General features: G+C 64.0%; 21 protein-coding genes and 1 pseudogene. 13 read left to right on the forward strand and 9 right to left on the reverse strand.

The window, feature by feature from the left end; genetic code table 11:
• Position 1 precedes the first annotated feature (1 nt).
• The 5 genes from yidC to ACVWZ8_RS08155 all read left to right on the forward strand — a co-directional run bounded on the left by yidC (position 2) and on the right by ACVWZ8_RS08155 (position 4,677).
• The gene (gene yidC, locus ACVWZ8_RS08135) at positions 2-982 is read left to right on the forward strand and encodes a membrane protein insertase YidC (RefSeq protein WP_426975324.1); all 981 of its coding nucleotides are present in this window, start codon (positions 2-4) and stop codon (positions 980-982) included.
• Entirely contained in the window at positions 982-1,560 is a 579-nt protein-coding gene (locus ACVWZ8_RS08140; protein ID WP_426975323.1) for a Jag family protein, read from the forward strand. The genes yidC and ACVWZ8_RS08140 overlap by 1 nt, the downstream gene beginning before the upstream one ends.
• 17 nt (positions 1,561-1,577) lie before the next feature.
• A complete protein-coding gene (gene rsmG, locus ACVWZ8_RS08145; protein ID WP_426975322.1) occupies positions 1,578-2,228 on the forward strand; it encodes a 16S rRNA (guanine(527)-N(7))-methyltransferase RsmG in 651 nt (216 codons plus the stop codon).
• Between the two features lie 86 nt (positions 2,229-2,314).
• Positions 2,315-3,382: a ParA family protein gene (locus ACVWZ8_RS08150; RefSeq protein ID WP_426975321.1), complete on the forward strand. Its 1,068-nt coding sequence runs from the start codon at positions 2,315-2,317 to the stop codon at positions 3,380-3,382.
• Positions 3,383-3,450: 68 nt separating this feature from the next.
• Positions 3,451-4,677: a ParB/RepB/Spo0J family partition protein gene (locus tag ACVWZ8_RS08155; RefSeq protein WP_426975320.1), complete on the forward strand. Its 1,227-nt coding sequence runs from the start codon at positions 3,451-3,453 to the stop codon at positions 4,675-4,677.
• Between the two features lie 985 nt (positions 4,678-5,662).
• Here the strand turns inward: ACVWZ8_RS08155 and ACVWZ8_RS08160 are convergent.
• Together ACVWZ8_RS08160 and ACVWZ8_RS08165 are read right to left on the reverse strand one after the other, a co-directional pair.
• Positions 5,663-5,848 (reverse strand): transposase, encoded by a 186-nt coding sequence (locus tag ACVWZ8_RS08160; RefSeq protein ID WP_456505920.1) that lies wholly within the window; start codon positions 5,846-5,848, stop codon positions 5,663-5,665.
• Positions 5,767-6,426: a transposase gene (locus ACVWZ8_RS08165; protein WP_456504333.1), complete on the reverse strand. Its 660-nt coding sequence runs from the start codon at positions 6,424-6,426 to the stop codon at positions 5,767-5,769. The genes ACVWZ8_RS08160 and ACVWZ8_RS08165 overlap by 82 nt, the downstream gene beginning before the upstream one ends.
• Positions 6,427-9,249: 2,823 nt before the next feature.
• On the opposite strand from ACVWZ8_RS08165, the pseudogene ACVWZ8_RS08170 reads away from it, so the two are divergent.
• Positions 9,250-10,171, forward strand: a pseudogene (locus ACVWZ8_RS08170) (IS982 family transposase).
• An 860-nt stretch (positions 10,172-11,031) separates the two neighbouring features.
• On the opposite strand, the gene trxA reads toward ACVWZ8_RS08170, so the two are convergent.
• From trxA to ACVWZ8_RS08195, 5 genes are all read right to left on the reverse strand, one after another.
• Positions 11,032-11,358: a thioredoxin gene (gene trxA, locus ACVWZ8_RS08175; RefSeq protein WP_426975318.1), complete on the reverse strand. Its 327-nt coding sequence runs from the start codon at positions 11,356-11,358 to the stop codon at positions 11,032-11,034.
• Positions 11,359-11,396: 38 nt separating this feature from the next.
• Positions 11,397-12,353 carry a thioredoxin-disulfide reductase gene (gene trxB, locus ACVWZ8_RS08180; RefSeq protein WP_456504334.1) on the reverse strand — a complete coding sequence of 319 codons (957 nt, stop codon included), beginning with the start codon at positions 12,351-12,353 and terminating at the stop codon, positions 11,397-11,399.
• A 178-nt stretch (positions 12,354-12,531) separates the two neighbouring features.
• Entirely contained in the window at positions 12,532-14,142 is a 1,611-nt protein-coding gene (locus ACVWZ8_RS08185; protein ID WP_456504335.1) for an ABC transporter substrate-binding protein, read from the reverse strand.
• A 171-nt stretch (positions 14,143-14,313) separates the two neighbouring features.
• The gene (murJ, locus tag ACVWZ8_RS08190) at positions 14,314-16,401 is read right to left on the reverse strand and encodes a murein biosynthesis integral membrane protein MurJ (RefSeq protein ID WP_426975315.1); all 2,088 of its coding nucleotides are present in this window, start codon (positions 16,399-16,401) and stop codon (positions 14,314-14,316) included.
• A gap of 63 nt (positions 16,402-16,464) precedes the next feature.
• Complete coding sequence (locus ACVWZ8_RS08195) at positions 16,465-16,965, reverse strand: NUDIX hydrolase (protein ID WP_426975314.1); 501 nt, start codon at positions 16,963-16,965, stop codon at positions 16,465-16,467.
• Between the two features lie 232 nt (positions 16,966-17,197).
• On the opposite strand from ACVWZ8_RS08195, the gene ACVWZ8_RS08200 reads away from it, so the two are divergent.
• The 7 genes from ACVWZ8_RS08200 to ACVWZ8_RS08230 all read left to right on the forward strand — a co-directional run bounded on the left by ACVWZ8_RS08200 (position 17,198) and on the right by ACVWZ8_RS08230 (position 25,145).
• Complete coding sequence (locus tag ACVWZ8_RS08200; protein ID WP_456504336.1) at positions 17,198-18,694, forward strand: CCA tRNA nucleotidyltransferase; 1,497 nt, start codon at positions 17,198-17,200, stop codon at positions 18,692-18,694.
• Entirely contained in the window at positions 18,695-19,279 is a 585-nt protein-coding gene (locus ACVWZ8_RS08205) for a histidine phosphatase family protein (protein WP_426975312.1), read from the forward strand.
• Positions 19,280-19,938: 659 nt separating this feature from the next.
• The gene (locus ACVWZ8_RS08210) at positions 19,939-20,079 is read left to right on the forward strand and encodes a hypothetical protein (RefSeq protein ID WP_426975311.1); all 141 of its coding nucleotides are present in this window, start codon (positions 19,939-19,941) and stop codon (positions 20,077-20,079) included.
• An 82-nt stretch (positions 20,080-20,161) separates the two neighbouring features.
• A complete protein-coding gene (locus ACVWZ8_RS08215; protein ID WP_456504337.1) occupies positions 20,162-21,631 on the forward strand; it encodes a glycosyltransferase family 87 protein in 1,470 nt (489 codons plus the stop codon).
• Positions 21,624-23,063 (forward strand): phytoene desaturase family protein, encoded by a 1,440-nt coding sequence (locus ACVWZ8_RS08220; RefSeq protein ID WP_456504338.1) that lies wholly within the window; start codon positions 21,624-21,626, stop codon positions 23,061-23,063. The genes ACVWZ8_RS08215 and ACVWZ8_RS08220 overlap by 8 nt, the downstream gene beginning before the upstream one ends.
• A gap of 97 nt (positions 23,064-23,160) precedes the next feature.
• Positions 23,161-24,492: a sensor histidine kinase gene (locus ACVWZ8_RS08225; RefSeq protein ID WP_456504339.1), complete on the forward strand. Its 1,332-nt coding sequence runs from the start codon at positions 23,161-23,163 to the stop codon at positions 24,490-24,492.
• Positions 24,489-25,145 (forward strand): response regulator, encoded by a 657-nt coding sequence (locus ACVWZ8_RS08230; RefSeq protein ID WP_456504340.1) that lies wholly within the window; start codon positions 24,489-24,491, stop codon positions 25,143-25,145. The genes ACVWZ8_RS08225 and ACVWZ8_RS08230 overlap by 4 nt, the downstream gene beginning before the upstream one ends.
• Before the next feature lie 41 nt (positions 25,146-25,186).
• On the opposite strand, the gene ACVWZ8_RS08235 is transcribed toward ACVWZ8_RS08230, so the two are convergent.
• Together ACVWZ8_RS08235 and ACVWZ8_RS08240 are read right to left on the reverse strand one after the other, a co-directional pair.
• On the reverse strand, positions 25,187-26,023 hold the full coding sequence (locus ACVWZ8_RS08235; protein ID WP_426975306.1) for a carbohydrate ABC transporter permease: 837 nt from the start codon (positions 26,021-26,023) through the stop codon (positions 25,187-25,189).
• Positions 26,020-26,991: a carbohydrate ABC transporter permease gene (locus ACVWZ8_RS08240; RefSeq protein WP_426975304.1), complete on the reverse strand. Its 972-nt coding sequence runs from the start codon at positions 26,989-26,991 to the stop codon at positions 26,020-26,022. Before ACVWZ8_RS08240 ends, ACVWZ8_RS08235 begins: the two co-directional genes overlap by 4 nt.

Genomic DNA, 26,991 nt, shown 5'->3' on the forward strand with positions numbered 1-26,991 from the left:
TATGGACTTCTTTGAAACAATCATGTTTCCGTTCAAGTGGCTTGTGTCCGCCATCATGGTGGTCTTCCACGATGGCCTGAGCGCCATCGGCATGCCGGCGGCCAACGGCTGGACGTGGACGCTGTCCATCATCGGGCTGGTGCTGGTGATCCGCGCCGCCCTGATTCCCGTGTTCGTCAAGCAGATCAAGGCCCAGCGCGGCATGCAGCTGCTGCAGCCGGACCTGAAGAAGCTGCAGGACAAGTACAAGGGCAAGACCGACCAGCTGTCCCGCCAGGCCATGGCGCAGGAACAGATGGCCATGTACAAGAAGCACGGCACCAACCCGTTCTCGGCCTGCCTTCCCATGCTGATCCAGATGCCGTTCTTCTTCGCACTGTTCCAGGTCCTTTCCGGGATTACCACGGCGGCCGTCGGCGGGAAGAGCATCGGCGCGATGAGCCACGAGCAGGTGGTGCAGTTCGACGTGTCGAGCATCTTCGGCGCTCCGCTGTCCGCCACCCTGCTTCACGGCACGCCTCCCGGCGGCAATGTGGTGGCCGTATGGACCCTCTCGATCGTGATGATCCTGGCCATGACGGCCTCACAGTTCATCACGCAGAAGCAGATCATGGCCAAGAACATGTCCGAAGAGGCCATGGCCAGCCCGTTCATGAAGCAGCAGAAGATGATGCTCTACATCCTGCCGATCGTCTTCGGTGTGGGTGGCATCAACTTCCCCATCGGTGTCCTCATCTACTGGACCACCACCAACCTCTGGACCATGGCGCAGCAGTTCTTCGTGATCCGCCGCATGCCGACGCCGGGTTCCCCCGCAGCCAAGGCCCTGGCCGAGCGCCGTGCCGCCAAGGGCCTGCCGGCGCTGCCCCTGATGGGTGCGAAGAAGGCTGACGCGGCGGCAGCGGAGGCCGCTGCCGCCGCGGTCATCGAGGCCAAGGCCCAGCGTGTCCAGCCGCAACGTAAAAACAGGAAGAGGAAGTAATGTCCGCCGAGAGCACCGAACACGCTATTTCCGCCGAGGGTATCGAGGACCAGGACGAGTCCCAGCAGGAAATCCTGGACTCCGAGGGGAACCCGGAGAAAGGCGTTTCCGCCAGCCGTCTGGAAGAAGAAGGCGACGTTGCAGCGGACTACCTCGAGGAACTGCTGGACATCGCCGACATCGACGGCGACATTGACATTGAGGTCCGCAACGGCCGTACCTATATCTCGATCGTCGCCGAGGAAGAATCGGCGGGTCTGGAGAACCTGGTGGGTCGGGATGGTGAAGTCCTCGAAGCCCTTCAGGAACTGACCCGGCTGGCCGTCCTGTCGGCGACGGAGAACCGCTCGCGCCTGGTGCTGGACATCAACGGTTACCGCTCTGAGCGTGCCGGCGAACTGCAGAAGATCGCAGAGGACGCCGTCGCATCTGTCAAGGAGTCCGGAGAGGCCGTGGCCTTGGCACCGATGAGCGCCTACGAGCGCAAGATCGTGCACGACGCCGTCGCTGACCTTGGACTTGTCAGTGAGTCCGAAGGCGAAGGTGCCGACCGGCACATCGTCGTTTCCGCAGACTGAATCCGCCGGATAGCTTGATGGTTGAAATTACCGCGGACGAACTCAAGGCCGCACAGTCCATCTTCGGTGACCGTCTGGACCTGGCGAAGCGCTATGTGGAACACCTGGCCACTTCCGGCACTGAGCGCGGCTTGATCGGGCCGCGCGAAGTGCCGCGGCTGTGGAGCCGGCACGTGCTGAACTGTGCTGTTATCGAGAGCCAGATTGCCCAGGGCGCCCACGTGGCCGACGTAGGAAGTGGGGCAGGACTGCCCGGCCTGTGCCTGGCGATTGCCCGGCCGGACCTCGAACTGACCCTGATCGAGCCGCTTGAGCGGCGCGTCATCTGGCTTCAGGAAGTCGTCGATGACCTGGGCCTGGAAAATGTCACGATCATGCGCACCCGGGCGGAACTCGCCGTGGGCATGGTGGATGCCGACGTCGTCACGGCCCGCGCCGTTTCCGCGCTGAGCAATCTCGCAGGACTGACCATTCCGCTGCTGGCCGGCAAGGGCGAAGTCGTCGCCATCAAGGGACGCAGCGCCGGCGAGGAAATTGAGAAGGCCGCCAAGGTGATCCGTAAACTTGGCGGTACCCAGACTTCAGTGGTGGTGGTGGGTGAGGACGTCCTCGAGGAACCCACAACCGTCGTCCGAATCGTTGTGAATAAGCCTCAAAAGATTGCCTAGCATCAGCCCGGTGCCCTGAGAGTTCAAGGCGAAGAGGTTAGGCTAGTACCCGGCAGCAAAAGCCGAATGAGAGTGAGTGTGTCACAGTGACAAGTAGCGAAGCCTCCACGCAGCGGATCCCCCCGTTTGTGTCTCTGGGGTCCGCACGGTCCTTTGTTGCGCCCACGGCCGCTCGTGTTTTCTCCGGAAATCACATGGCTTCGGTTGCCATGAACGCTGGGATGGCGAGCGTTTCACGTGAAACCGCTGTTTCCTCCAGCGGCAACCTGCTGGACTCCATCGATGATTCCAGTCCGATCGCCCGCGAACTCGCGCACGAAAACAGGCGCCGCGAACGCCTGCTGGGCCGCGAACTGCCGAAACCGGAGAAGACCAGAATCTTCACCGTCTCGAACCAGAAGGGCGGCGTGGGCAAGACGACCACCACGGTCAACATTGCAGCCGCCCTGGCCGCTGCAGGCCTGAATGTGCTCGTGATCGACATCGATCCGCAGGGAAATGCCTCGACAGCCCTTGGCATAGAACACCACGCCGACGTCGACAGCATCTACGACGTGCTGATCAATGATCTCCCGCTGCAGGATGTTGTGGCTCCGTGCCCGGATATCGCCAATTTGATCTGTGCCCCGGCCACAATCCACCTGGCTGGCGCCGAAATCGAACTGGTCAGCCTCGTGGCCCGTGAGCAGCGGCTTCGCCGCGCCATCGACGTTTACGCCAAGGCACGCGCCAAGAACGGCGAGGAACGCCTCGACTACATCTTCATCGACTGCCCGCCGAGCCTGGGACTGCTGACGGTCAACGCGTTCTGTGCAGCCAACGAGGTGCTCATCCCGATTCAGTGTGAGTACTACGCGCTGGAAGGTCTCAGTCAGCTCCTGAAGAACATCGAAATGATCCAGAAGCACCTGAACGCGGACCTCGTTGTTTCCACTATCCTTCTGACCATGTACGACGGCCGCACAAATCTCGCCGCCCAGGTGGCCGCCGAAGTGCGCGAGCACTTTCCGGAACAGGTCCTCGGAGCCGTTGTCCCCCGCTCCGTGCGCATCTCTGAAGCACCCAGCTACCAGCAGACAGTGATGACGTATGATCCGTCGTCGAGTGGCGCGCTATCGTATCTGGAAGCCGCGGCGGAAATCGCTGAACGTTAGAATTTGTTCAAGAATTGCACTAACTAGAGCCCGGCGACGCCCGGCTCTTCCAATGGAGGGATGTAGCCATGAGCGATAAGCGACGCGGCCTTGGCCGTGGACTTGGGGCACTCATTCCAAGTTCCGCCTCGGTTAACGGTTCCGGAAACGGTTCAGCGCCGTCCCGTCCTGTGGATCTGTTCTTCCCTGAAGCCCGGAAGCGGAATGCTGCTCCGGAGGCAGTTGCAGCCGAAGAGAATGATGCCGACATCGCGGTGGAAGACGCCGCAGCGTCCCGAATCCTGCCCTCGGCGTCGGCAGCTGGGTCCGAAGGCGAAACATCCGCCTCGACTGGTGACGTCCCGGCCAAGAAGGCGCCGGCACGTGCCGCCGGGAAGACTGCGCCCAAGGTTGCCGCCGAGGGTTCTGCCGCTGAAGCTTCTGGCGCTCTCGATGGATACGACGCTGGCTCGGACTCCGGCGTTGAGCTGGTCGAAGTACCTGGCGTCCGCTTCGCTGAAATTCCGGTCACCGACATCCACCCCAACCGCAAACAGCCTCGTTCTGTCTTCGATGAGGACGACATGGCGGAGCTTGTTCACTCTGTGCGGGAAATTGGCGTCCTACAGCCAATTGTGGTCCGTACTTCAACCGAAAAGGGTGGTGAGCCCTACGAACTGGTCATGGGCGAACGCCGCTGGAGGGCAGTACAGGCCGCGGGACTTGAAACCATCCCCGCAATTGTCCGCGACACCACCGACGATGACCTGCTTCGTGACGCTCTGCTGGAGAACCTCCACCGCAGCCAGCTGAACCCCCTCGAAGAAGCGGCCGCCTACCAGCAGCTCCTGGAAGACTTTGGCACTACCCATGAGCAGTTGGCGGACCGCATCGGTCGTTCACGTCCGCAGGTGTCTAACACGCTCCGGTTGCTGAAGCTTCCGCCGCTTGTCCAGCGTCGCGTGGCGGCAAGTGTTATCTCTGCAGGCCACGCCCGGGCCCTGCTGGCACTCCCCGACGCGGCTGCGATGGAGCGCCTGGCGCAGAAGATCGTGTCCGAGGGTATGTCGGTCCGAGCCACTGAAGAGGCCGTGACGCTGTACCAGAGTCCCGCAGCCAACGCGAAGAACAACATCCCCCGTCCGGGGGCCCGGCACGAGCGCCTGGACTATCTGGCTTCGTCCTTATCGGACCGCCTCGACACCAATGTCAAGATCTCCTTGGGTGCACGAAAAGGCCGTGTCAGCATCGAATTCGCCAGTGTTGAGGACCTTAACCGGATCATGGACGTCCTGACTCCGGGGGCATCCAGCTAGTCTGGAATCTTCTTCACCGTTCCAAAGGGACCATGTTTCACGTGAAACATGGTCCCTTTGTCGTAGGCGGCGCATGCAGCCGTCGGGTTGGGTAGCAGCTGTTCCCACGCTCGGTTGAGGATGCGGGCTTTCCCTTCGTTGACCCGGCCAGGGCGGGTTAGCGGTAGCAGGGGGAAAACTTTCGAGGGCCGATACTCCCTGACGATAGTGGATCAGTTCTCTCTGACACCCCGAGTCGGAGGTATGCACTCAGACGGTGGCTGCGGAAGCAAGGATCCGATGAAGCGGCCAGCTGGCCCGCCGGAGGCTCAGGCGACATGCAGGACGGGGCACAGTTTCACGTGAAACAAGACCGCGCGCGGTGGTCTTTTGGCAGTAGTACCCCATGCCGGAGCAGGTTTCGAGCGCGCGGACGGCGACGGCGGTCCGATCGGAAATGTGCTGCCCGGTTCTGTAGCCCCGCGTCTGCCCTGACTCTTTGGGCGGTGAGAACGCGACGGTTGAAGTGGAGGGCCACGATCTGAATGCCCAAATGTAGGCTTTTGCAGGTTGGACATGAGTCGCCCCCAGGGCGGTGCGATGTTAACTGTGTCATAGACCCTGGGGAGGCGGGGAACAGAATCGTTGCCTTGGCCCATAGGTTGTTTCGCTCGCCAACGTGTGGCCGTTGAAACATGCTCCCATGTTTCACGTGAAACAGAGGTGGTGGCCGCCCGCTGCCCGTCGGCTTGCCCGCCCGCGGTTGAATCGCGTCGTCGGCCGTAGGTGGGGCTCCCCGAGGGCCCAGGACGCAAATGATCGACCCGGAGTGTTGTCGGCGCCGCCAGGCGAGCACCGCGACCACGGGGGTACCTGAGCCGTGCGTCGCCGAGCATCGCGGCGACCTTCGGATGGAATGTGGTCAGCATCCGGTCGACCTCGTCGAACTGGGTGTTCACGTGCCCGGCATCGGGCTGGACGAAGAGGGTGCGGGTGATCGAGGCGATCATGTGTTTGGATCCTTCGGCACGAACGAGAGCGCGTTGCGGATGAAATCAACCCGGCAGGGCTGCCAGGCCGCGCACTGGAATACCGTCCCGATGGACTTCTTCAGCCCGGTGGGGCATCGAAGATGACACGCTGCACGTCGGCTGGCCGGCGGTTCTTCAGCGACCGCAGGAACGCGGTCCAGAACGTTCCATTCTGGCTGTCGCCGACGTCGAAGCCCAGGACTTCCCGACGTCCGTCGGCGGCGACGCCGAACGTGACTACGATCGCCTGGGACACGACGTGGTGCCCGTCGAGGGCCCTGCAGCGGGCGGCGTTCAAGAACACATAGGGGTACTCCATGGCCGAGATGTCACGGTCCCGGAGCGCGCCGACTTCGTGGTCCAGATCCTGGCAAATCCCGAAAATTTCGGTTTTGGTGATCCCGGTTTCGGCTCCGGGCGCCTTCACCAGATCGTCGACTTTGCGAGTGGGAGACCCCGTGCAGGTAAGCCTCCAACACGACCGAGTGGAGAGGGCCTGGACCACGCGGCGGCGCCGTTCCAACAGGGCCATGAAGCACGATCCGTTTCTCAGCTTCGGGCTCTTCAGATGCAGATCGCCCGCGGCGGTATTCAGCTTCCTTGGCCGGCTGCCGTTGCGATGGGCGGTGCGATCCCCCGCTCCGCTCGAACGGGGCGGCGCCGATGAACGCGGTCGCCTCCCCTTCGATGAGCTGCTGGTTCGGCGTTTCGGTCGCGGCACGGATCCGGTCGGAGCCATCGGTGAGCTTTAGTTGGCCAAGCAGGCCAAGCAGGTCATGCAGGGCAGACTGGTCTAGAGCCATCGTGTGTTTGTGTCTTCCTGGGAGTGATTTTGACCGGCACTCACTGACCATCGCACGATGGCTCACTACGTTGCCCATGCAAACGCGCAACCGCGGAGTACTACACCACCCCACGGGACGAAACCCGTGGAGTCAGCGGTGCGTAGTTTTGGAGATCATTGTGGGGACAGGACATGAGCGCCGTGGTGCGATGCCAACAATGAAGGAAACGGATTGTCATGCAGTGACGGAGCGAGTAGCTATTGTGGGCGCGCTGCGGCCCAGATCTGTGGGCCGGTGCTAGCTGGTGCCAGAGCTGGTGGGCGTAACCGCTCCCCCGATGGAGGGCGTGCAGCCAGTGGGATGACTCGCCGAGACCGGCTATGGAAACAGACTTCTGGCCCCCATCGGATCGAGTCTGCTAGGCCGACCGTAGCTGTGAGATGAGTATCTGCTCAGGGGTTCGACCTCCTTTCGGACAGACCATCGGAATGGCATGTGGATACAATGACTTCCTAGCGCACTGCTCCGGCTTCCGAGACTGTCGCCGCCGCCCAGCTCCTAAGTCGACGTCGAGTCGGCGGTGTCTGGCGGCCGCCCCGAACGCTTGAGAAGCGGGCTCCCCCGGACCGCATTCTTGCCGCGTCACTGAGTGAGTGTTTCCCCGATCGGCTCGGCACCATGAAACGCGAAGGAATATGCAGGCGACTTTCGAAGCTGCGGACCTATTATCAACAGGCTCGTAGCGGTGGATATCGCGGTGGATATTCCTGTGGATAACCTTGTGGATTAGCCGGGACGAAAGCGAAAGGTCAGTGGTACCCGCTGACCACCAGTCGCAGCAGGCCCTTGCCATTCTCAGGTCTGCCGTTCTGGCCCTCCGCTGTTTCACGTGAAACATTCTCAGCGTTTGCCAGAGACGAGTCAGTGCACACCCGGGCGCGCCAACAAAATCCCTAGAAACCGGTTAATTTTGGAGCAATCTGACGCTCTCTGGTGGGTCAACTAGCAAGGGAATTCGTCAGTTTCTGACGCAGGTGCCAACCTGGCACGATCCGCCGAATGGCCGTCACCCACCCTGCTGCCAGCGACTCTCCCACGAAAAGTGTAGCCGGCCATGCTTTGAGCTGTGAGCAATCACTCATAGCCTGTGGATAACAGTGTGTATAACTTCTGTGGAAAACTCGCCGGCGGCCGAGATATCAGTCACGGTGAAGACGTAGTCTTCCGCTCCGGCTGTGCTGATGCCTGGCAATGGAAACCCTCCTTTCGGGCTTCCCCGGTGCAGGCGCTAAGGCCGTGTTGTCCCAGTAGTCGCTTTCTCCATCGTCCGCTACCAGACCACCGTCTGTCGTCTCGTGGTGAGTTGCAGTGGAAAAACCATCGTCCCACGTAGTGATCCCTGCTCTGCCCTCTCCGTGACCAGGTCTGGAAGCTTGCCTCCTGCTGGACTAACTACTCATCTGGAGCAAGAAAGTGGGACTGGTGGAGCAAGAAAGTGGGACTGTCATCCTCACCTCTGCAGAGCCCGATCAGGGCCTGCGGGAGAGCATGCCGCGGAGATATTTCTGCGGAGCCGGCCATGGTCCGGTTCTCAGATCCCACTTTTGGCTTAACTGTTCCTCCCGGCAAGGTGACGCGGACGGTTTCGACCCAACGCTACTGTGACGCCGCGAGTGGCAGGAGTCGCCGTGGGCGAACGGGGCCGTGGCCCCACGGTCTTTGTGCGTATTGTGCGTACTGGGCTTGCGGTGCGGACGGACATTCTGCCAACAGGTCTCTGGCCCCTGTTGGGAGCTTTGCACCGGCGACGTGTGTTCCGCGGGTTCCCAGGCGTGTTCGGAAACTGGGGTCAATGGAACCGTTCCGCCGTTCACGGATCCCGCCGGCCCAACCCTGTGCACGCTGCAACGGACTGCAGGTTTCAGTGTCTCCCGAATTGGGCGGGCGGTGGACCAACGGCGTTCCTGGTGATGCCTGTGGTCGCCTCCGGTAGGCGCAGGCAGCGTCTGGCGGTCCGTCAGTGTCCGCAATCAGACGGTGGGGCCAAATCACTAGCAGCAGGATGTTGGCTTCGAGCCCGGGCTGCGGCAGGAAGGATTCGCCGCGGTATTGGGCCGGAATCAAATCCCTGCATTACCGTTGCGCTGCCGGTGCCAGACGCCGCGTCCGCTACATGTTTCACGTGAAACCGCCTGGGGCAGTTTCTGGTGTTCAGTGTGACTGCCGTGCGGATCCGCACCGCGGTGCCTCCCGGTTCCTTTCACTCGTCCGGCCGGTGCGTGTCCTGCAGGCCATGCGGAAGGTAGGTGCTTGGGGAATATTGGAGGGATGAAAAGAGGGAGATTGCTCGCCCCTGGTACTGGTGATGACCCTCGATGGTGAAGTCTGCTGCATTCCCCTGTGGAGTCCTGTTGGTCACCTGCGAAGTTGAGATCGGAATATCCGCACTGATGTCGATGGCACGTATGTCTCCATTGGCGTGGTCCCTCGGATAATCTGGGAGTGCCATATCAGTTATACCTCCTCGGGTTCCCAGGGTGCGTTGCTCGTCAACGTGGCTGCTGAAGTAGCCCTTCCGCGGCCCTGTTCTACAGACGTCCTGTCCCCCGGGTGTCGGCGTGATGTTTCACGTGAAACAGGACAGGACGTCGCGCATAGCTAAATAGCGGGAATAGATGAGTGATTCCAGGGGGACTGTCCGGCGTGCCTTGGCCTGAAAGCGGGCAACGGTGTTCAGAATCGGCGTTATCTACCCAACGTCGAACCTGGAGGCTCGCGTGGACGCCGATCTGCACAGCCTTGTTACTGCATTTGTATGTGCAAGCCGATGATCTGCTATAGGCATATCCGGAACGCGTCCCGGCCCGGCCCCGGGGTCGGCATCAGTCCGCGGATCACCGATGCCGAAGTGATCACGTTGGCGCTGATACAGGCGCTGCTCGGCTTTACCAGCGAGGCCCGCTGGCTGCGCCATGCCCGCAAGAGCCTGCACACCATGTTCCCGTATCTGCCCGGCCAGGCCGGATACAACAAGCGGCTGCGCCGGCGGCGCCGACCATGAACTGGCTCATCGGTATCCTCGTCCAACAAGGCGATATCGGCAGCGACGATGTGCGGGTCGTGGATTCGACCCCGGTCGAATGCGCCCGGTCCAAGGAAACGGTCCGCCGCTCAGACCTGGCCGGGTGGGCCGAATACGGGTACTGCGCCTCGCATTCACGGTATTTCTGAGCCTGCGCCTGCACCTGGTCTGCACCCTGCAGGGGCTGCCAATCGGGTATGCCCTGACCGGGGCCAAGGCCGACGAACGCCAGACGTTCCTGGACATCCTCGCCGGGACCCCGGCGATGGCCAGGGTCCGTGCCGACGGGCACCGCAGATCCTTATCGGTGACAAGAACTACTACGGTGCCGGGTTCGAGGAGACGGTGGACCAGCCCGGGATCGAGCTGCTGCGCCTGGCCGCAAGGGCGAAAAACCCCGGGCAGGATCACGGTTCTTCAAACCCCTGCGGCAGGTCATCGAATCGATCAACGATACCCTCAAAGTCCAGCTGGACCTCGAACATCACTTCGGACGCACCCTTGCGGGCGTCACGGTCCGGATCGTTCAACGCTTGCTGGCCATGACCGCCGCGATCTGGCACAACGACCACACAGGACAGTCCGTCCGCCGCTCACTGACCGCCTACGACCACTGACTGCCCTTGGAGTTATTCATCTGGTGGAAACCGAACCTGGGATTTTCCGGCTTTCATCATTGCTCCTGTGTCTTGTATTCAACGGTTCCTGTCCCAGTCCTGAGCTGCTTCAATGTTTCACGTGAAACGTTTCCCGGCAATGGTTGGGCGGAGCTCTTTGTGGCCGCTTTCGTTTGGAAACGGTGTTGCCACGGTGCAGCAACGGCAAGACTGATTCTTGTCAGTCCTCGGCGTTACGGCGACTAGGAAAGCGATCTGTCACCGTCCTACCTGGCGGAGGTGCCTTTCGAGGCATGTCCTTCGACTCTGCGTCCGGGTGGTCTCCCGGGAGAAATCGAGAGGTCCGCAGGATTTGTAACGCATGTTTCACGTGAAACCCGCGTATGTTCGAGCCGCAAGGCTGACATGAGAAGGGGCAAATCCGTCGCGGCCGGGTCCGGCCGACGGCTGCTGCCGATGAATCACGTCAAACCTACACATTGGGCCCAGCCGTGGGTTCGCCGCTGAACCAGGGCCCCGCACACCCGGTCTGGGGGCTGGCGCTAGCCTTCGATGTTTCACGTGAAACAGAGGTCTTTGCAAAGGGCAGGCGGCATGAGTGTGCACTCTCCCCTCCCCGGGGTCAAGGGAAACCCTGAGGCAAGCACGGAGCATCCGCGGAATTACCCGTCGTCTTTCAACCTAGATTAGCTGCAGAAATTCTCTCCCGCGGGACCCGCGGCACCCACGGGCCCCCCGAGACCCCATACGCCTACGCGCTGGCTCGTAACCGGGAATCCGGGTGCACAGAAAACGGAGGCCCCACTTCCAGGAAGTGGGGCCTCCGAGGCTTACCGTGATCGCTCACGGAGCCGACTGAACTAGGACAGAACGTCCGCGAATTCCTTTTCGAAAAACTGCTTGGGCCGGGCACCGATGACAGTGCTCTTGACCTCGCCGCCCTGGAACAGGTAGACCGCCGGGATGGACGTGATGCCGTACTCCGCAGCAATGCCCGGGTTGTCGTCCACATTGACCTTGACGACATTTACCTTTTCGCTGTACTCAACGGAGATCTCGTCGAGGATTGGTCCCAGCTTGCGGCAGGGTCCGCACCATTCGGCCCAGAAATCCACAATGACGGGCTTGTCAGCAGCCAGTACATCAGTGCTGAAGCTGGCGTCTGTGACGTCTTTTGCGTTGCTCATAACCTTGTCTCTCTCTTCGGTTGGCTTCTGCGCGCCGTTTAGGCGTGGAAATCGGCGAGATAATGTTCGACGTCGAGGGCGGCCACACAGCCCGAGCCCGACGCCGTGATGGCCTGGCGGTAGGTGGGATCAATGACGTCGCCGGCGGCAAAGACGCCTTTGAGGCTGGTCTTCGAGGTACGTCCCTCGACGGCAATGGTTCCCTCGGGGGTGAGGTCCAGCTTGCCCTTGACGAGGTCTGTACGGGGATCGTTGCCGATCGCCACGAAGGCGCCCGTAACGGCCAGTTCAGTTTCCGAGCCGTCCACGAGGTTCCTCAACCGCAGCCCGGTGACTTTGTCCTGGCCGAGGACGTCTTCCACTCCGGTGTTCCAGACGAAAGTGATTTTCTCGTGGGCCAGTGCACGGTCGGCCATGATCTTGGAAGCCCGGAGGGTATCCCGGCGGTGCACCACGGTGACGGACTTCGCGAACTTCGTGAGGAACAGTGCCTCTTCCATTGCGGAGTCGCCGCCACCGATCACGGCAATGTCCTGATTCTTGAAAAAGAAACCGTCGCAGGTTGCACACCAGCTGACGCCGTGGCCTGAAAGGCGCTTCTCATTCGGCAACCCCAGCTCGCGGTAGGCAGAACCAGTGGAAAGGATGATGGACCGGGACTGGAAGGTCTCCCCCGTTCCGATGGTCACGGTCTTGATGTCGCCGTCGAGGTCCAGTTTGGTGACGTCTTCGAACTGGATTTCCGTGCCGAATCGGGCAGCCTGTTTCTCGAAGTTTTCCATCAGGTCCGGGCCCATGATGCCGTCGGGGAATCCCGGGTAGTTCTCTACGTCGGTCGTGTTCATGAGTTCGCCGCCGGCGGTCACCGAACCTGCCAGCATCAGCGGCTTGAGGTTGGCGCGCGCCGTGTACACCGCGGCGGTGTAGCCCGCGGGTCCCGAGCCGACGATGATGACATCACGTACTTCGGACGCGGTGTTTTCTGCGTTGCTCACTGAACGGTGAACCTCTTCCTTTGTCGATGCGCCCGCCTGGGTGGCCGGCCACATGGCACAACTACTACTTGGTGCTGAATATTCCGATGGAACCGGGCATCACAGCAGGTCGCCACCATTCAGGGTACCGTCCCGGTAGTGAAGGCCAGGTGGCGTGCCGGCCGGATTACGGGCTGAGCTACTGGACCTTGATCTCGGCCAGGCGCAGACCAAAACCGTAGCGGGTCTTGGGTGCCGCCAGCTTGGGAAGCGTCTTGATGGACACGATCACATACTGTGCGGTGACTGGCTCCTGCAGGCGGATGGTGAGGTCCGGCGACGTGAAGCTGTTACTGCCGACCTGCTTGGCTCCGTCCAAGGAAGGGCGGTCGTTGGTGAACACGCTAATGTTTCCGCCGGAGGCTCCCAATTGGCTCAATGTTACCGAGGAAACCTCGGACGGCCCCTTGAGCTTGACTGCCAGCGGGACCTCACTGGCAAGACCGCCCCAGTCGTCCGTGGCGAACTCCATGTCGGACCAGAAGCTGGCGCCATTTCCGTCAAAGGTCTTGGACAGATCCGCATCGTACGTTCCTGCGAAGTCGAAGTTGCCGATCCGGGTGACGCCTTCGATTGCCGGCGTCCCGCCCGCGGGCGCAGAACTGGTGCTCGACGAAGGCTTTCCGGAACTTGCGGCCGGAGTGCTCGCCGAGGAGCTGCCACCCGCGGCGGGCGGCGGGCTGCTCTTAAAGAGGCTTCCAAGGTTTGTCACGGCAAAGATCAGTCCGACCACCAGGACGGCGGCCAGCAGGCCACCTACGAGCCAGCGCATGGAACGGGGTTCGCGACGCGGCCCTTCATCCTCTGCGTAGTAGTCCTCATCAGGCTCGGCGTCGGTGTTCCGCGCCGCGACGGGAAAAGTGCGCGGAGTGCGGTCCTTCTCCGGTGGAAGCTGGCCGGCCCCGGCAGCAGTCGCAGCGGCGGCGGGGTGAACCTGCTGGGAGGCGTGATCTTGTTCAGCCGGACCGGCGTAGCCGTAATCGTCCTCCGACCACAGGGACACCTTGGGATGCTCGGCAGGACACGCCGGCGTTGAGTCAGTTTGACCGGCCGGTACGCCCGGCTGCATTGTGGTCGGCGGAGCGGCGCCCGCCTCCTGAACGGGCTGGGGTGCCGTCGTGTGCGGGGTCGCCTCCTGCGGCGCGGTCTTCGGGGACGGCGGGGCACCGGCGGCAGCGCCCGCCGCCATCCCGGCAGCGGCGGCGGGGGCTGGACCGGCGGCCGGGCCCGACACCGGCAGCGACGGCCCGCGGGGGGCCCGAACCGGCGCGGACACCGGTTCAGCGGCAGCCGGCGGCTGCTTTTGTCCGTAGTCGATGTACCCGGCGTCTACTTCCTCGTCGTCGTAGAGTCCGTCGTACGTTTCGGGTTCCTGGGAGCGGGCCTGTCCAAAGATCTCACTGCCCAGCGTGTCCGTGAAGAACGGTTCGACGTAGGGAGGGTTGGAGGAGACCACAAGATCCAGCAAATCGGCCGCAGAGGTGTGACTGGTGATCAAGTACGTCGTGTGCGCGCTGACGCCCAAATCGAGGATCTGAACGTGGCCGGGCCGCTCACCTGTGGCCACTTCGCGGGCGCTCCGGGCCACCTGGTCGGCGTTGTCCGGGCCGGCTACAAGGATGCTCACGGCACGATTCAGCACCTGGTCGACACCGTCCAGCACCAGATCCTGGTCATGCGAGGCCAGCACGGTGGCGGTGACCTTGTAGCGGCCACCGAGTACTGATCCGACATCGATCGGGTGGGACACGGGCTCCTCCTAGACTGTCCGGGAACTGCCGGCCTGACCACTTCATCAGTGACCGCAAGTCCCCCGGTAAAGCCGGTTGACCCCTGGTCTGCAACTCCCCTTGTTAGTCTTCGATCCTAGCCGATCGCGTGTCCACGCCGCGGAGCACGGCGCTGTGACACCGTCCCGACCTTATTTTTTCTTCTTGCGCCCGAAGGGGAAATACGGATTGTGGCCGGGCGGGCCCTGGTACGTCCGGCGGCCGGGCAGCGGGACGTCGCCCCGGCCAAGGCCGCCCTCGGCCGAACTGGGCAGCTCTTCGGCGGGCAGGTAGCCGCCTTCCGGTCCGGCGGGCCAGCCGCGTCGTTCCTCGGGTTCCCGGATATCGGGTCCGGCACGGAAGGACGCGGCGTCGAATTCACCCGAAATCCTGGGAATCAGGCCCGTGTCCACCGACACGGTGGCGCGTTCCGGCCGGGGGCGCGCGGGTCCCGAACCCTCCGCAGCCCCGCCCCCCACGCCGGTGTCACGGCGCTCGGAGACGTCCGGCTCAGGGTTTGGCCCCCGGCGGAGCCGGCCGAGCAGCGGCTGCAGCAGATCCCGAAGCTCGGTCACGCGGAAGAGCTTCAGCAGGAAGAGGTAAACGGCCAGCATGATGGGACCGACGACGACGATCGTCACCAGCGCGGCGGGGCGGCTGCTCCATGCGAAACCGTCCGGGCTGTAGCTGCCCAGCAGCCACAGCGCCACGGCCGCGGTGAGGGCCGAACCCAAGGCCGCGTAGCCCATGCGGATGTAAGAGTTCGCGATCCGCGGACCGTCCAGATGGCCCAGGAGCCGGCGCAGGAAGACTGCACTGACAATGACGGACAGAATGTTGCCGCCGGTGTAGAGCATGGCGATGGCGAAGATGATCTGGTCGAACGGCAGGAACTGGATCAGGAAGGCGGCGACCACGTTGACGAGCGCGAGCACCAGCTGGATGAAGAACGGCGTCCGGGCGTCCTCGCTGGCGTAGAAGACCCGGGACATCATGAAGTTGGCACTCATGAACGGCGTGCTCAGCGCCAGGATCGTGAGCGTCTGGGCCAGCATGACGCCGTCTTGTTGTTCGCCGCCGGAGAAGAACATGCCCAGCGGGCCGGCGAGGGCGAACAGTGCCAGTGCCCCGAAAACCGTGGCCACGGCCATGGTCCTCAGACCGTGCGAAAGCGCATTCCGCAGTTCGCTGTGGTTCCTGTCCTGGGACGCCCGGGTCATCCGGTTGAACAGGACGGTGGCCAGGGAAAGCGCAATGATCGAGTGCGGCAGCAGGTACAGCTGGCTGGCCACCTCGAGCACGGCGTTACCCGGCAGCGTGTCCGCTGCGGGGTCACCGGCGTGTTCCAGGCGCAGGCGTTCGGCGCCAGGGATAGTGGCGATGCGCATGACGTACAGGAAGGCGAGCTGCCCGACGCCGGCAGTCGCCAGCGTCCAGACGCTGAGGCGTGCCGCCTGGCCCAGTCCCACTCCGCGCCAGCCGAAGCGCGGCCGCAGGCCGAGCCGGAGCCGGAACACCGGAATCATCAGGATGGCCGTCTGCGCGATCACGCCGATCGTGGAGAACCCGGCCACCAGGAAGGTTTGGAAAGAGCCCCAGTTGTCGAGGGTGTGTGGGTTTGTCACATTGGCGCCCATGATGCCGATGAACATGCCGAGTCCGGCGATCGCCACGATATTGTTCAGGATCGGAGCCCACATGGCGGGACCGAACGCGCCGTTGGCGTTGAGGATCTGGGTCAGCAGGGCGTACAGGCCGTAGAAGAAGATCTGCGGAAGGCACCAGAATGCGAACGTTACGGCCAGCGACTTCTGCTCCGGGGAGTAACCCTGCGTGGTCAGTTCAATGACCCAGGGCGCCAGGAGGGTCACCAGGAGGGTGAGTGTGAGCAGCACCAGGACGGCGAGGGTCAGAAGCCGGCTGATGTAGTCCGCTCCCCGGTCCGGCGCCCTGCTGGCCTTGATGATCTGGGGAACCAGGACCGCATTGAAGACGCCGCCTGCCACCAGCAGGAAGATCAGGTTCGGCAGGTTGTTGGCATTGATGAAGGTGTCGTTGACGGTGGAGCCAAGACCAAGCGCGGCGCCCAGCAGCCAGGTCTTGCCGAACCCCAGGAATCGCGAGACGAGGGTTCCCGCGGCCATGATGGCGCTGGAACGGGCCTCTCCGGGCTGGACAGCTTTAGAATCGGTGGGGCCGGAGGGCGAGGGAGTGGGTTCGGCTGATGACATCGTCTTCATCGTCTCACCCGGGCATGGCTTTGTGCGCTATCCGAGCCCGATCCCAGCCTCTTCCGCGCGCCCTCAGCGGTGTTCCGGGAGGACTTCCTTGGCGAGATCCGCGATGCGGCGCTCGTTCGGGAAGGAGAGCTTGCGTGCCAGCTCCTGGATGGGAACCCAGGCGACGTCCACGGCTTCCTTGTCCGGATCGTTTTCGATCGTGAGCTCCCCGCCCGTGGCCTGCAAGAGGTAGTGGTGGACGGTCTTGTGGACCCGGTGCCCGCTGACGGTAAACCAGTAGTCGATGCTTCCCAGCGGTGCGAGGATCTTGCCCTCGATCCCGGTCTCCTCCGCGATCTCCCGCACGGCGGCTTCCTCATTGCTTTCCTGGCCTTCCGGGTGGCCCTTCGGCAGGCACCATTCCAGCCGGCCGCCCCGGTTGAGGCGCGCGATGATCGCAACCCGCAGTTCGGCGTCGGACGTGTCCACGACGACGCCACCGGCGGAGATTTCCTCCACGGTAGGCAGGGAGGCGTGTCCCGAGTGCTGGACAGGCGCGACATTGGCACCGATTGCCGATGGCAACGGTGCGTTTGTCCTCCTGCCGGGAGCGCTAGGTACGGGATGGGCCATGAAGTCCACTCTAACGACTCTTGTCCGCTGTTGATGACCTCAACATGACGGGAAAGTGGACGGCCGGGAAAGTAGATTGCCGCCCCGCCCAGGGGATTACCGTTAAGCGCGGGACCTCGGGACAGTTTCGATGTGGTGCCGGCGCGGTTTTCCAGCGGGCTTGAGAAACTATGCTTAAGAAACTATGGCGCACGCACATCACAAGACTGACACGCACACTGTTGATTTCCAGGTGGACCCGGTGGTTCTGGAGCTTGGACAGCGGTTCGTCGACGCCGGCCACGAACTATCCCTCGTGGGCGGGCCGGTGCGTGATCTGTTCCTGGGCCGCGTCTCACCCGATCTGGACTTCACCACGGACGCCACCCCGGACCAGACCGTCGCATTGATCAAGAAGTGGGCAGATAACTTCTGGGAGATCGGGCGGGCGTTCGGCACCATCGGGATGCGCAAGGCCGGTTTCCAGATTGAGATCACCACCTACCGCGCCGAAGCCTACGATCCCGACTCACGCAAGCCGATGGTGGCCTTCGGGCATTCACTGACCGACGACTTGCTGCGCCGGGACTTCACGATCAACGCCATGGCCCTGCGCTTGCCGGCGCTGGAGCTGGTCGACCCGTTCGGGGGCGTCCGTGATCTTCATGCCTCAGTCCTCACCACTCCGGGAACCCCGGAAACCTCGTTCTCCGACGACCCGCTGCGCATGATGCGCGCCGCCCGGTTCGCAGCCCAGCTGGGCGTGACGGTCCACGAGGACGTCCGCGCGGCCATGACCCGGATGGCCGAACGGATCACCATGATCTCCGCCGAACGCGTGCGGGAGGAACTGGTCAAGCTCATTTGCGCCGCCCATCCCCGGGCCGGGATTGATCTGCTGGTCGACACCGGGCTGGCTGAGTTCGTATTACCGGAGGTCTCGGCCCTCCGCCTGGAGTCGGATGAGCACCACCGTCACAAGGACGTCTACCAGCATTCGCTCCAGGTCCTGGAGCAGGCTGCCGCGCTGGAGACAGGTGCCGACGGCCCCGTTCCCGGCCCCGATTTTGTGCTGCGGTTCGCTGCCCTGATGCACGACGTCGGAAAGCCGGCCACGCGCCGCTTCGAGCCTGGCGGCGCAGTGAGCTTCCGGCACCACGACATGGTGGGCTCCAAGCTGACGTCAAAACGCATGAAGGCGCTCCGCTTCGACAACGACACGATCAAGGCGGCGGCACGCCTCGTGGAGCTGCACATGCGGTTCTATGGCTACGGCGACGCCGGCTGGAGCGACTCCGCCGTCCGCCGCTACGTCACCGACGCGGGGCCGCTCCTGGAGCGGCTGCACCGGCTCACCCGCTCCGACGTGACAACCCGCAACCAGCGCAAGGCGGAGCGGCTATCCTTCGCTTATGACGACCTGGAAGCCAGGATTGCAGCCCTGCGGGAGCAGGAATCCCTTGAGGCGGTCCGCCCCGACTTGGACGGCGGACAGATCATGGCGCTGCTGGGGCTCAAGCCGGGCCCCGTCGTGGGCCGCGCCTACAAGTACCTGCTCGAAGAACGGATGGAATACGGCCCGCTGGATGCCGAAGTCGCCGAGGCCAAACTGCGCGTGTGGTGGGCTGCGCAGCCGGAGTCTGCTCCAGAAGAGGCCGGAACCGGATCCGCCGTCGAACTGTCCACTACTGAGGAGTCCTAAGTGATTGCACCTACCAACGGCCCCCGTCCGCAGCTGTGGATCCTGCGGCACGGCGAAACCGAGTGGTCAAAGAGCGGGCAGTACACGGGCCTCACGGACCTTCCCCTCACCGTGGAAGGCGAGCAGCAGGCGGTCGAGGCGCGCAAGGTGCTCGACGCCGTCGACTTTGACCTCGTGCTGACCTCGCCGCTCCGGCGGGCGCGCCGGACGGCGGAACTGGCGGGCTACCCGAACGCCCAGCTGGAGCCGCTCGCCGTCGAGTGGGACTACGGCGAGTACGAAGGCATCAGCTCTGACCTCATCCGCAAGGACAACCCGGAGTACTTGATCTGGACCCACGGCGTACCGAACGGTGAATCACTCGACGACGTGGCAGCCCGGGCGGACAAGATTGTGGCGCGGGTGCTGGAATCCGGCCTGGACAATGTGCTGATCGTGGCCCACGGCCACTTCTCCCGGATACTGACGGCCCGGTGGCTTGGACTCGATCCCCGCGAAGGGCGGCACTTCGTGCTGGGCACGGCGAAAGTCTGCACCCTGGGCTGGGATAAGAAGACACCCGCAGTGGTCCGTTGGGGCCTATAGATACGTTTTAGAAAAGAACTTCAGGAAAGTTTATGAATTCAGTGGTCAACTGCTGCATTCATGGTGTATTTTTATTTTGACCCCAGGGCGATTTGCCGGGGTCACGGCGCGCGTCGCCCGGCCATTCAGCCGGAGCCACGGCAGGACAGAAAAGGAGGTTGGGAAAATGATTACTTTGACTAGCGGATGGATGTATTCCGTCACCGCCACCCCGGCCTCCAGTGCTGATCTGCGCCCGAATTTCGGCCTGACTGTCTCCTGACCCCTCCGCTCGCGGCCTAGTGTCCCTGACCTAGCACCCAGCGGAGACAGAGGACTCCCGTTCCTCGGAAGCCCTCTGATAGCCGGCTGACCAGGCGGAACCACGCGGTTGCGCAGCATCCCCATAGTTCGGAACCGAGCTTCCTGTTGGGGGCTGTGGCGCTCTTGCGTTCAGGGGGCCATTCGTCGCTTTGCGAAATCAAACAATTGCCCCGGGCATTTCCATGCGTTATGAGGCCTTTTCATCCCCAATTTACCGGGGCCTTAATTGACGTGCCAAATTTCTTTCCATCTCCACGGCAAACACACGAAAGGTTCACCGTGACTATCGCCAGCACACCTGTCCGGCCCCGCAGCACTGACCGCCGCAACCCAGGCATGGAAGGGAGGTGACCACCATGATGCACAAACTCCGGGCCGTCCTGCTCTTCATCCGGAAGCCGGCACCGAGGCACACGACGCTGTTCAACGAAGCACTCCTCGACCAGAAGCGTGACGACGTATTCATCGCCCTGCACCAGATTGGCCTCCTCCGCTGACGCCAGAGACCTTCGGTCCCCCGCCCGTCCCCGGATTGGCAGAGACTGCTTGGGCACCAGCTGCCCCGGTAAGCTCAAGGGCATGCAGGAGACAAAGCCGCCGGAGCACCGCAAGCGGGTCCGACTGGTCATCCCGAGCCGCAGCGACCCGTTGCTGAGGAACTTCACGGAGCTCATTGGGGGCCCCATGGGCCACCGTGCGGCCCCTGGGGTCGTCTCCCCCGGATTCTTTACCGTGGAACGCGTTCTCATCATGCTCACCGTGCTGGCAGCCTTGGCGGGGATTCTCCTCAAGTCCTACTGCCGCGGCAACGGCTGGGAAACGCCGGGGCAGTTCTATGCCACGTGCTACTCGGACTTCCCCGAACTATTCAGGAACCGCGGCCTTGGCGAGGGTGCTTTCCCGTTCGTGACCAGGGAAACATTCTTCGAGTACCCCGTGCTGATGGGACTGATCGCCGGCGTCACCGCACTCCTGGTGCCTGGCGAGGGCGTCAGCAGCGACCGCATTCTGGCCTACTTCGACGTCAATGCCGCCCTGATCGCCGCCGTATGGATCGTGACGGTGCTGGCCACGGCCCGGATGACCCGACGGCGCCCCTGGGACGCCGCCATGGTGGCGGTCGCCCCCGGCATTGTCCTGGCCGGAACCATTAACTGGGACATGTGGGCGGTCGCTCTGCTGGCCCTGGGCATGTACTTCTTCTCGCGGAACAAGCTGGTGCTCGCGGGGATCTTCATTGGCCTCGGCACGGCCACCAAGCTCTACCCTCTACTGATCCTCGGTGCCATTCTGCTGCTTGCCCTCCGCACGGGCCGCTTCCGGCCGCTGCTGGTCACTGCCGGATCCGGCGCCGCGGCCTGGCTGGCCGTCAACCTGCCGGTGGCCGCCCTCAACCCGGACGGCTGGAAGTACTTCTACCAGTTCACCCAGGATCGGCCCGCCGGGTACAGCTCGCCATGGTTTGCCTATAACCTCGTGGCCGGACGCCTCGGCTGGATACCCCTGCAGGCCGACACCATCAACACCCTGGCCCTGAACCTCTTCGTCCTGGCCTGCGCCCTGATCGCGGCACTCGCCCTGGCCGCACCGCGGCGGCCCAGACTCGCGCAGCTCGCCTTCCTGATCGTGGCAGCCTTCATCCTGACCAACAAGGTCTACTCGCCCCAGTTCGTACTGTGGCTCATTCCGCTGCTGGCCCTCGCCCGGCCCCGCTGGCGGGACTTCCTGATCTGGCAGACCATCGAGGGCCTGCACTGGGCCGCCATCTGGATGTATCTTGGGCAGGTGACGAGCGGCGGAGTGGCCCAACACAACATCGACATGCCCTACTACGTCCTGGCCGTCGTGTTCCACATGCTGGCCACTGCGTACCTGATGGCACGGGTGGCCTGGGATATTTGGGACCCCGGCTATGACGTCATCCGGCGCCACGACATGGACGACCCGCACGGCGGACCCTTCGAACACGCCCCGGACTGGCTGCGGCTTGACCCGGCCCGGCCGTCGGCGTCCCTGCTGCCCTGGCGGAAAGCCGCGGCAGATGCCTGACGTCGCCGTCGTCGGCTCCGGCCCCAACGGACTCGCCGCCGCAGTGACGCTGGCCCGGGCCGGGCTCAAGGTCCATGTCTACGAGGCGGCCCCCACCCCAGGTGGCGGCCTGCGCACCGCCGAACTGATGGAACCGGGCCACTTCCATGACATCTGTTCGGCGGTGCACCCGATGGCCCTGGCTTCCCCCTTCTTCCGCGAGTTCGGGCTGTCCCGGCGGATCCGTCTTGAGATGCCGGAGGTTTCGTACGGTTCACCGCTCGACGGCGGCCGGGCGGCCTTGGCGTACCGCTCGCTCGAACGGACCGCCGCCGGGCTGGGGCGGGACGGCGCAGCATTCCGCCGCCTGATGTCCCCGCTCGTGGACCGGGTGGAGGGCATAGCGGATCTCACCCTGAACCAGCTGCTGCGGGTGCCGCGGGACCCCGTCGCTGCCGGACTGTTCGGCCTCCGCACGCTGGAACAAGGCTCCCGGCTGTGGGGCGCCAGGTTCCGGGAAGAGCTGGCGCCCGCCCTGTTGACCGGGGTCGCGGCCCACGCCGTCTCACCGCTGCCCGCCCTGGCCGCGGCGGGCGCGGGACTCCTGCTGGGGGCTTTGGCGCATGCCGACGGCTGGCCGGTTCCGCTCGGCGGATCAGCGGCGATCGCCCAGGCCATGATGGCGGACCTCGAGGCCCACGGCGGAGTTGTGGAAACGGAGGCGCGGATCGGCTCCCTGGCGGACCTTCCTCCGGTGCGGGCCACCCTGCTGGACGTGGCGCCTCCCGGGTTGATCCGGCTGGCGGATGGAAGGCTCCCCGACAGGTACCGGCGCGCCCTCGAGTCGTTCCGGTTCGGGAACGGGGCCTGCAAGGTCGACTTCATCCTCTCCGGCCCGGTGCCCTGGGCCGCCCCGGGGCTCGCCGACGCCGGTACGGTGCACGTGGGCGGCACTCGGGCCCAAATGGCCGAGGCAGAGAACCTCGTCGCAGCGGGACGGCATCCCGAGCAGCCCTACGTACTGGTCTCCCAGCCGTCACGCTTCGACGCGGGACGCGCACCGGAGGGCCGGCACGTCCTGTGGAGCTATTGCCATGTTCCCGCCGGCTCCCACGTGGACATGGGCGAGGCCGTGATTGCCCAACTGGAGCGCTTCGCCCCGGGATTCCGGGACGTGGTGGTCCAATACCGGGTGACCACTGCGGCCGGGCTGGCGGCGTACAACGAGAACTACGTCGGCGGCGACTTCGGCGCCGGCCTGATGGACCTCCGGGGCCTGGTGCGGCGTCCGGTGCTGGGTCCCGTGCCGTGGCGGACCCCGCTCCGTGGGGTGTACCTCTGTTCCTCCTCGACCCCTCCGGGCCCCGGAGTGACCGGCATGCCGGGGTTCCACGCCGCAAGATATGCCCTGAAGGAAATATTCGGCCTGCCCGTCCCCGGGCTCCGCCCCTAGCCGCCAATTGTCAGGCAGCATCAACCAAAAGGGTGATCCTGGCTGCGCGGCCCCGGTTCCAGCCGGAATCGGCCCGGCCCGGCACTACGCTGAATCTATGGACGGCAAACTTACGGGCGCGGATGCGGAGTCCACCGGGGCCGCCGTGATTCTGCGGATCCTGCGGGTGAGCCTCCACGTCGGCTTCGCCGTGTTGCTCTTCGTGGCGCTGGTCCGGCTGCTGGCCGCGGGTCTGCGGGGGCCGGGCTGGCTCGCACTGGGCCTCGCCCTGGTCCTCGCCGCCGTCTACCTGCTCGGGACGGTGCTGGAGAAACGCCGCTCCGCCGACCCGTCCCGCTTCGATCCGAAGCCGTATGCCGTGTGGTGGCTAGGCGCCGTGTCCCTCCTTTGGCTGCTCCTGATCTGGGCCAGCGCCGACTTCGTCTGGCTGGCGTTCCCGCTCTTCTTCCTGCAGCTGCACATTCTGCCGCGGCGGCTCGCGCTGCCGGCCATCGCCCTCAGCACGGGCCTGCTGGTCGCTGCGCTGTGGTTCCACAACCGGGGACCGGAAGGGAACGCACTCGAGCTGCCGATGGTGCTGGGGCCGGTGTTCGGAGCGGCGTTTGCCGTGGTCACGGGACTCGCCTACCGGGCGCTGTACCAGGAGGCCGAAAACCAGCGGCTGGCCGCCGAAGAGCTGCGCCGTACCCGCGCCGAACTCGCCCGGAGCCAGCACGACGCCGGAACCCTCGCCGAGCGCTCCCGGCTGGCCCGCGAAATCCACGACACGCTCGCCCAGGGTTTCTCCAGCATTCTGCTGATGGGCCGCGCGGCCGAGAAAGCCCTCGAGAACGGCGACACAGCCACCGTCCGGGACCGGCTCCGCACCGTCCAGGAGACCGCATCGGCCAACCTGGCCGAGGCCCGCAACTTCGTCCGGGGGCTGCAGTCCCCCGCCCTGGCGGAGAACTCGCTCGTGAACAGCCTGCGCCGGCTCTGCGAAAAAACCGAAACCGAGGCCGCCGCCCGCGGAACCGGGATCCGCTGCCGCTTCGACCTGGAAGGGACTCCCGTGCAACTCCCCAGCCCGTACCAGACCACCCTGCTCCGCGCTGCGCAGGCCAGTCTCGCGAACGTGTGGGTCCATGCGAAGGCGGGCACCGCCGTCGTGACCCTGTCCTTCCTGGGCAGCGAAGTCGCGATGGACGTCTACGACGACGGCGTCGGTTTCGATCCGGCCGCTCCGGGCGACCCGGCCGGGCGCCCTGACGGCTCCGGCTACGGGCTGAGATCCCTGCGCGAACGGGTGGCCGCGCTGTCCGGCAGCCTGGACATCGAGTCCACACCGGGCGAAGGGACCGTGGTGGCCATCAGGCTCCCCCTCGCAACCGGCGCGAACGCGGACAAGGAACAACCGGCCCAGGAACACGCGGACAAGGAACAGCCGTGAGCGACATCCGGGTGCTGCTCGTTGACGACCACCCGGTGGTCCGGGCCGGGCTGAGAGCCATGCTGGGCGATTTCGACGGCATCACGGTCGCCGCCGAAGCTTCCGACGGGGGTGCCGCGCTGGCGGCGCTGGCCCGGCTCAACACCCTGGGTGAGCCGGTGGACGTCGTGCTCATGGACCTGCAGATGGGCGCGGGGATCGATGGCGTCACGGCGACCGGCAGGATCAAGGCGGGCGAGGCGGGGCAGCCGGCGCCGCCGGTGCTCATCCTCACCACCTATGACTCCGACGCCGACATCCTGGCGGCAGTCGAGGCCGGCGCCAGCGGGTACATGCTCAAGGACGCGCCGCCGGAGCAGATCCGCCAGGCCGTGCTCTCGGCGGCAGCAGGGCAGACGGCGCTGGCCCCCGAGGTCGCAGCCCGGCTGATGGGCCGGATCCGGAACCCGGCACCGGCCCTGTCCGGCCGCGAAATCCAGCTCCTCGAACTGCTCGCCACCGGCCTGGGCAACAGGGGCATCGCCAAGCAGCTGTTCATTTCTGAAGCGACGGTCAAGACGCACCTGGTGCACATCTACGGCAAGCTCGGCGTGGACAACCGCACCGCCGCGATCGCGGTGGCCACCCAGCGCAGGATCATCAGGCGCTTCTAGCTAAGCGCGACACAACCGGAGCATTTCTCTGTTCCCCGGGCTCAGCCCTTGACGGAGCCGGCAGTCAGCCCCTGGACGATGAACTTGCTGGCAAAGGCAAAGATGGCCAGCGTCGGCACAACCGTCAAAACCGCGGCTGCAGACATCGATCCCCAATCAATGTTGAAACTTGAGATAAACCCTGCCAGCGCCGTCGGAATTGTCTTGTTGGAATCGCTGTTCATCAATGTCACCGACAGGAACAGCTCATTCCAGCAGTTCACAAAATTGAAGATGAAGCTTGCGGCCACGCCCGGCAGCATGACCGGAACCAGGACCCTGAAGAGCGCACCCAGCCGGGAACAGCCATCGATCATGGCGGCTTCCTCAAGTGCATCGGGGACGTTTTCGAAGAATCCGCGCAGCATGATGGTGCAAAACGGGATGCAGATCGCAATGTAGATCAGGATCAGCCCGGTCTTGGAATCCACCAGCCCAAAGTTGCTCATCATGAGGTACAGCGGCCCCAGGGCAATGAATCCCGGAATCATCTGGGTGATGAGGAAGGCCCCCAGCACCGCGCCGCGTCCGGCGAACTGGAACCGGGCCAGGACATAGGCCGAGAGCAGCGAGATCAGGGTGGCCACGGACGATGCCACCAGGGCCACGACCAGGCTGTTGACCATGTACTGGCCGAAGTCCGACTTCGTGAAAAGCCCGATGTAGTTTTCCAGGGACAGCTTCCGCGGCCAGTAGTCCAGGGGCAGTGCGTAGATGGCGCCCGGTTCCTTCAAGGAGGTGATGATGATCCAGTACAGCGGAAAGACCGTGGCGACGAGGCACAGCCCCAGAAAGACGATCTTCGCGACCCGCCCAGCGAGACTCTGTCGGTTGATCATTTGTCTCCCTTTCGAAGGCGGACCGCCATGAGGTAGAAGGCGGCGAAAAGCATGAGGGTGACGACGACGATCAGGCCCAGTGCCGAGGCCTTGCCGTAGTCGCCCTCCTGCGTAATTTTGATCATGTAGGTGGTGATGATGTGCGTCTGGTCGGCCGGACCGCCGCCGGTCATGGCGAAGATGATGTCCGGGAAGTTAAAGATCCAAATCACCCGCAGCAGGATGGTCAAGGCCAAGGTGGTGGCAATGCTGGGCAGCGTGATGTGGAAAAACGTCCGCACCTTGCCGGCACCATCCAGCGCCGCGGCCTCGTACATCTCCTCCGAGACGGACTGCAGGGCCGCGAGGATCATGATGGCGAAGAAGGTGACGCCGTACCAGATGTTGGCGATGATGATGGCGGTCATGGCGAAGCCGGGTTGAGCGAGCCACGGGATGGGCGAGCCGATCAGCCCGGCCTTCATGAGCAGATCGTTGACCACGCCAAACTCGGCGTTGAACATCCAGCGGAAGAGCATGCCGATCAGGAAGCCGGACACGGCCCAGGGGAAGAAGATCATGGCCTGGTAGGCCCCGCGCATCCTGAACCGCCGCTTCAGGAACAGCGCCACGGCAAAGCCGATGACCACCTGAGGGACGATGGAACCAACAACCCACACCACGGTGTTGCGGACGATGCCCCAGAATTCCGGTGCATCCAGCAGAGACTTGAAGTTGCCAAACCCGACCCACGAGGTGTCGGAGAGGTCGTTCAGATTCCAGTTGCGGAACGCCATCTGGCTGCCGGCGATCATCGGATAGTAGGTGAAGATGCCGACGAACACCGCCGCCGGTGCCAGGAAGGCCAGCAGGGTGAGGGCTGTCCTGGAATTGAAGCGCTTCTTGGACTCATTCCTGTTGCGCGACCCGGACGGTGCGTCCCTCCGTACGGAGGGACGCACCACCGCGCGCTCGGTGTCGAGAGCCAC

This window comes from Arthrobacter sp. UYCu723 (assembly GCF_054059215.1).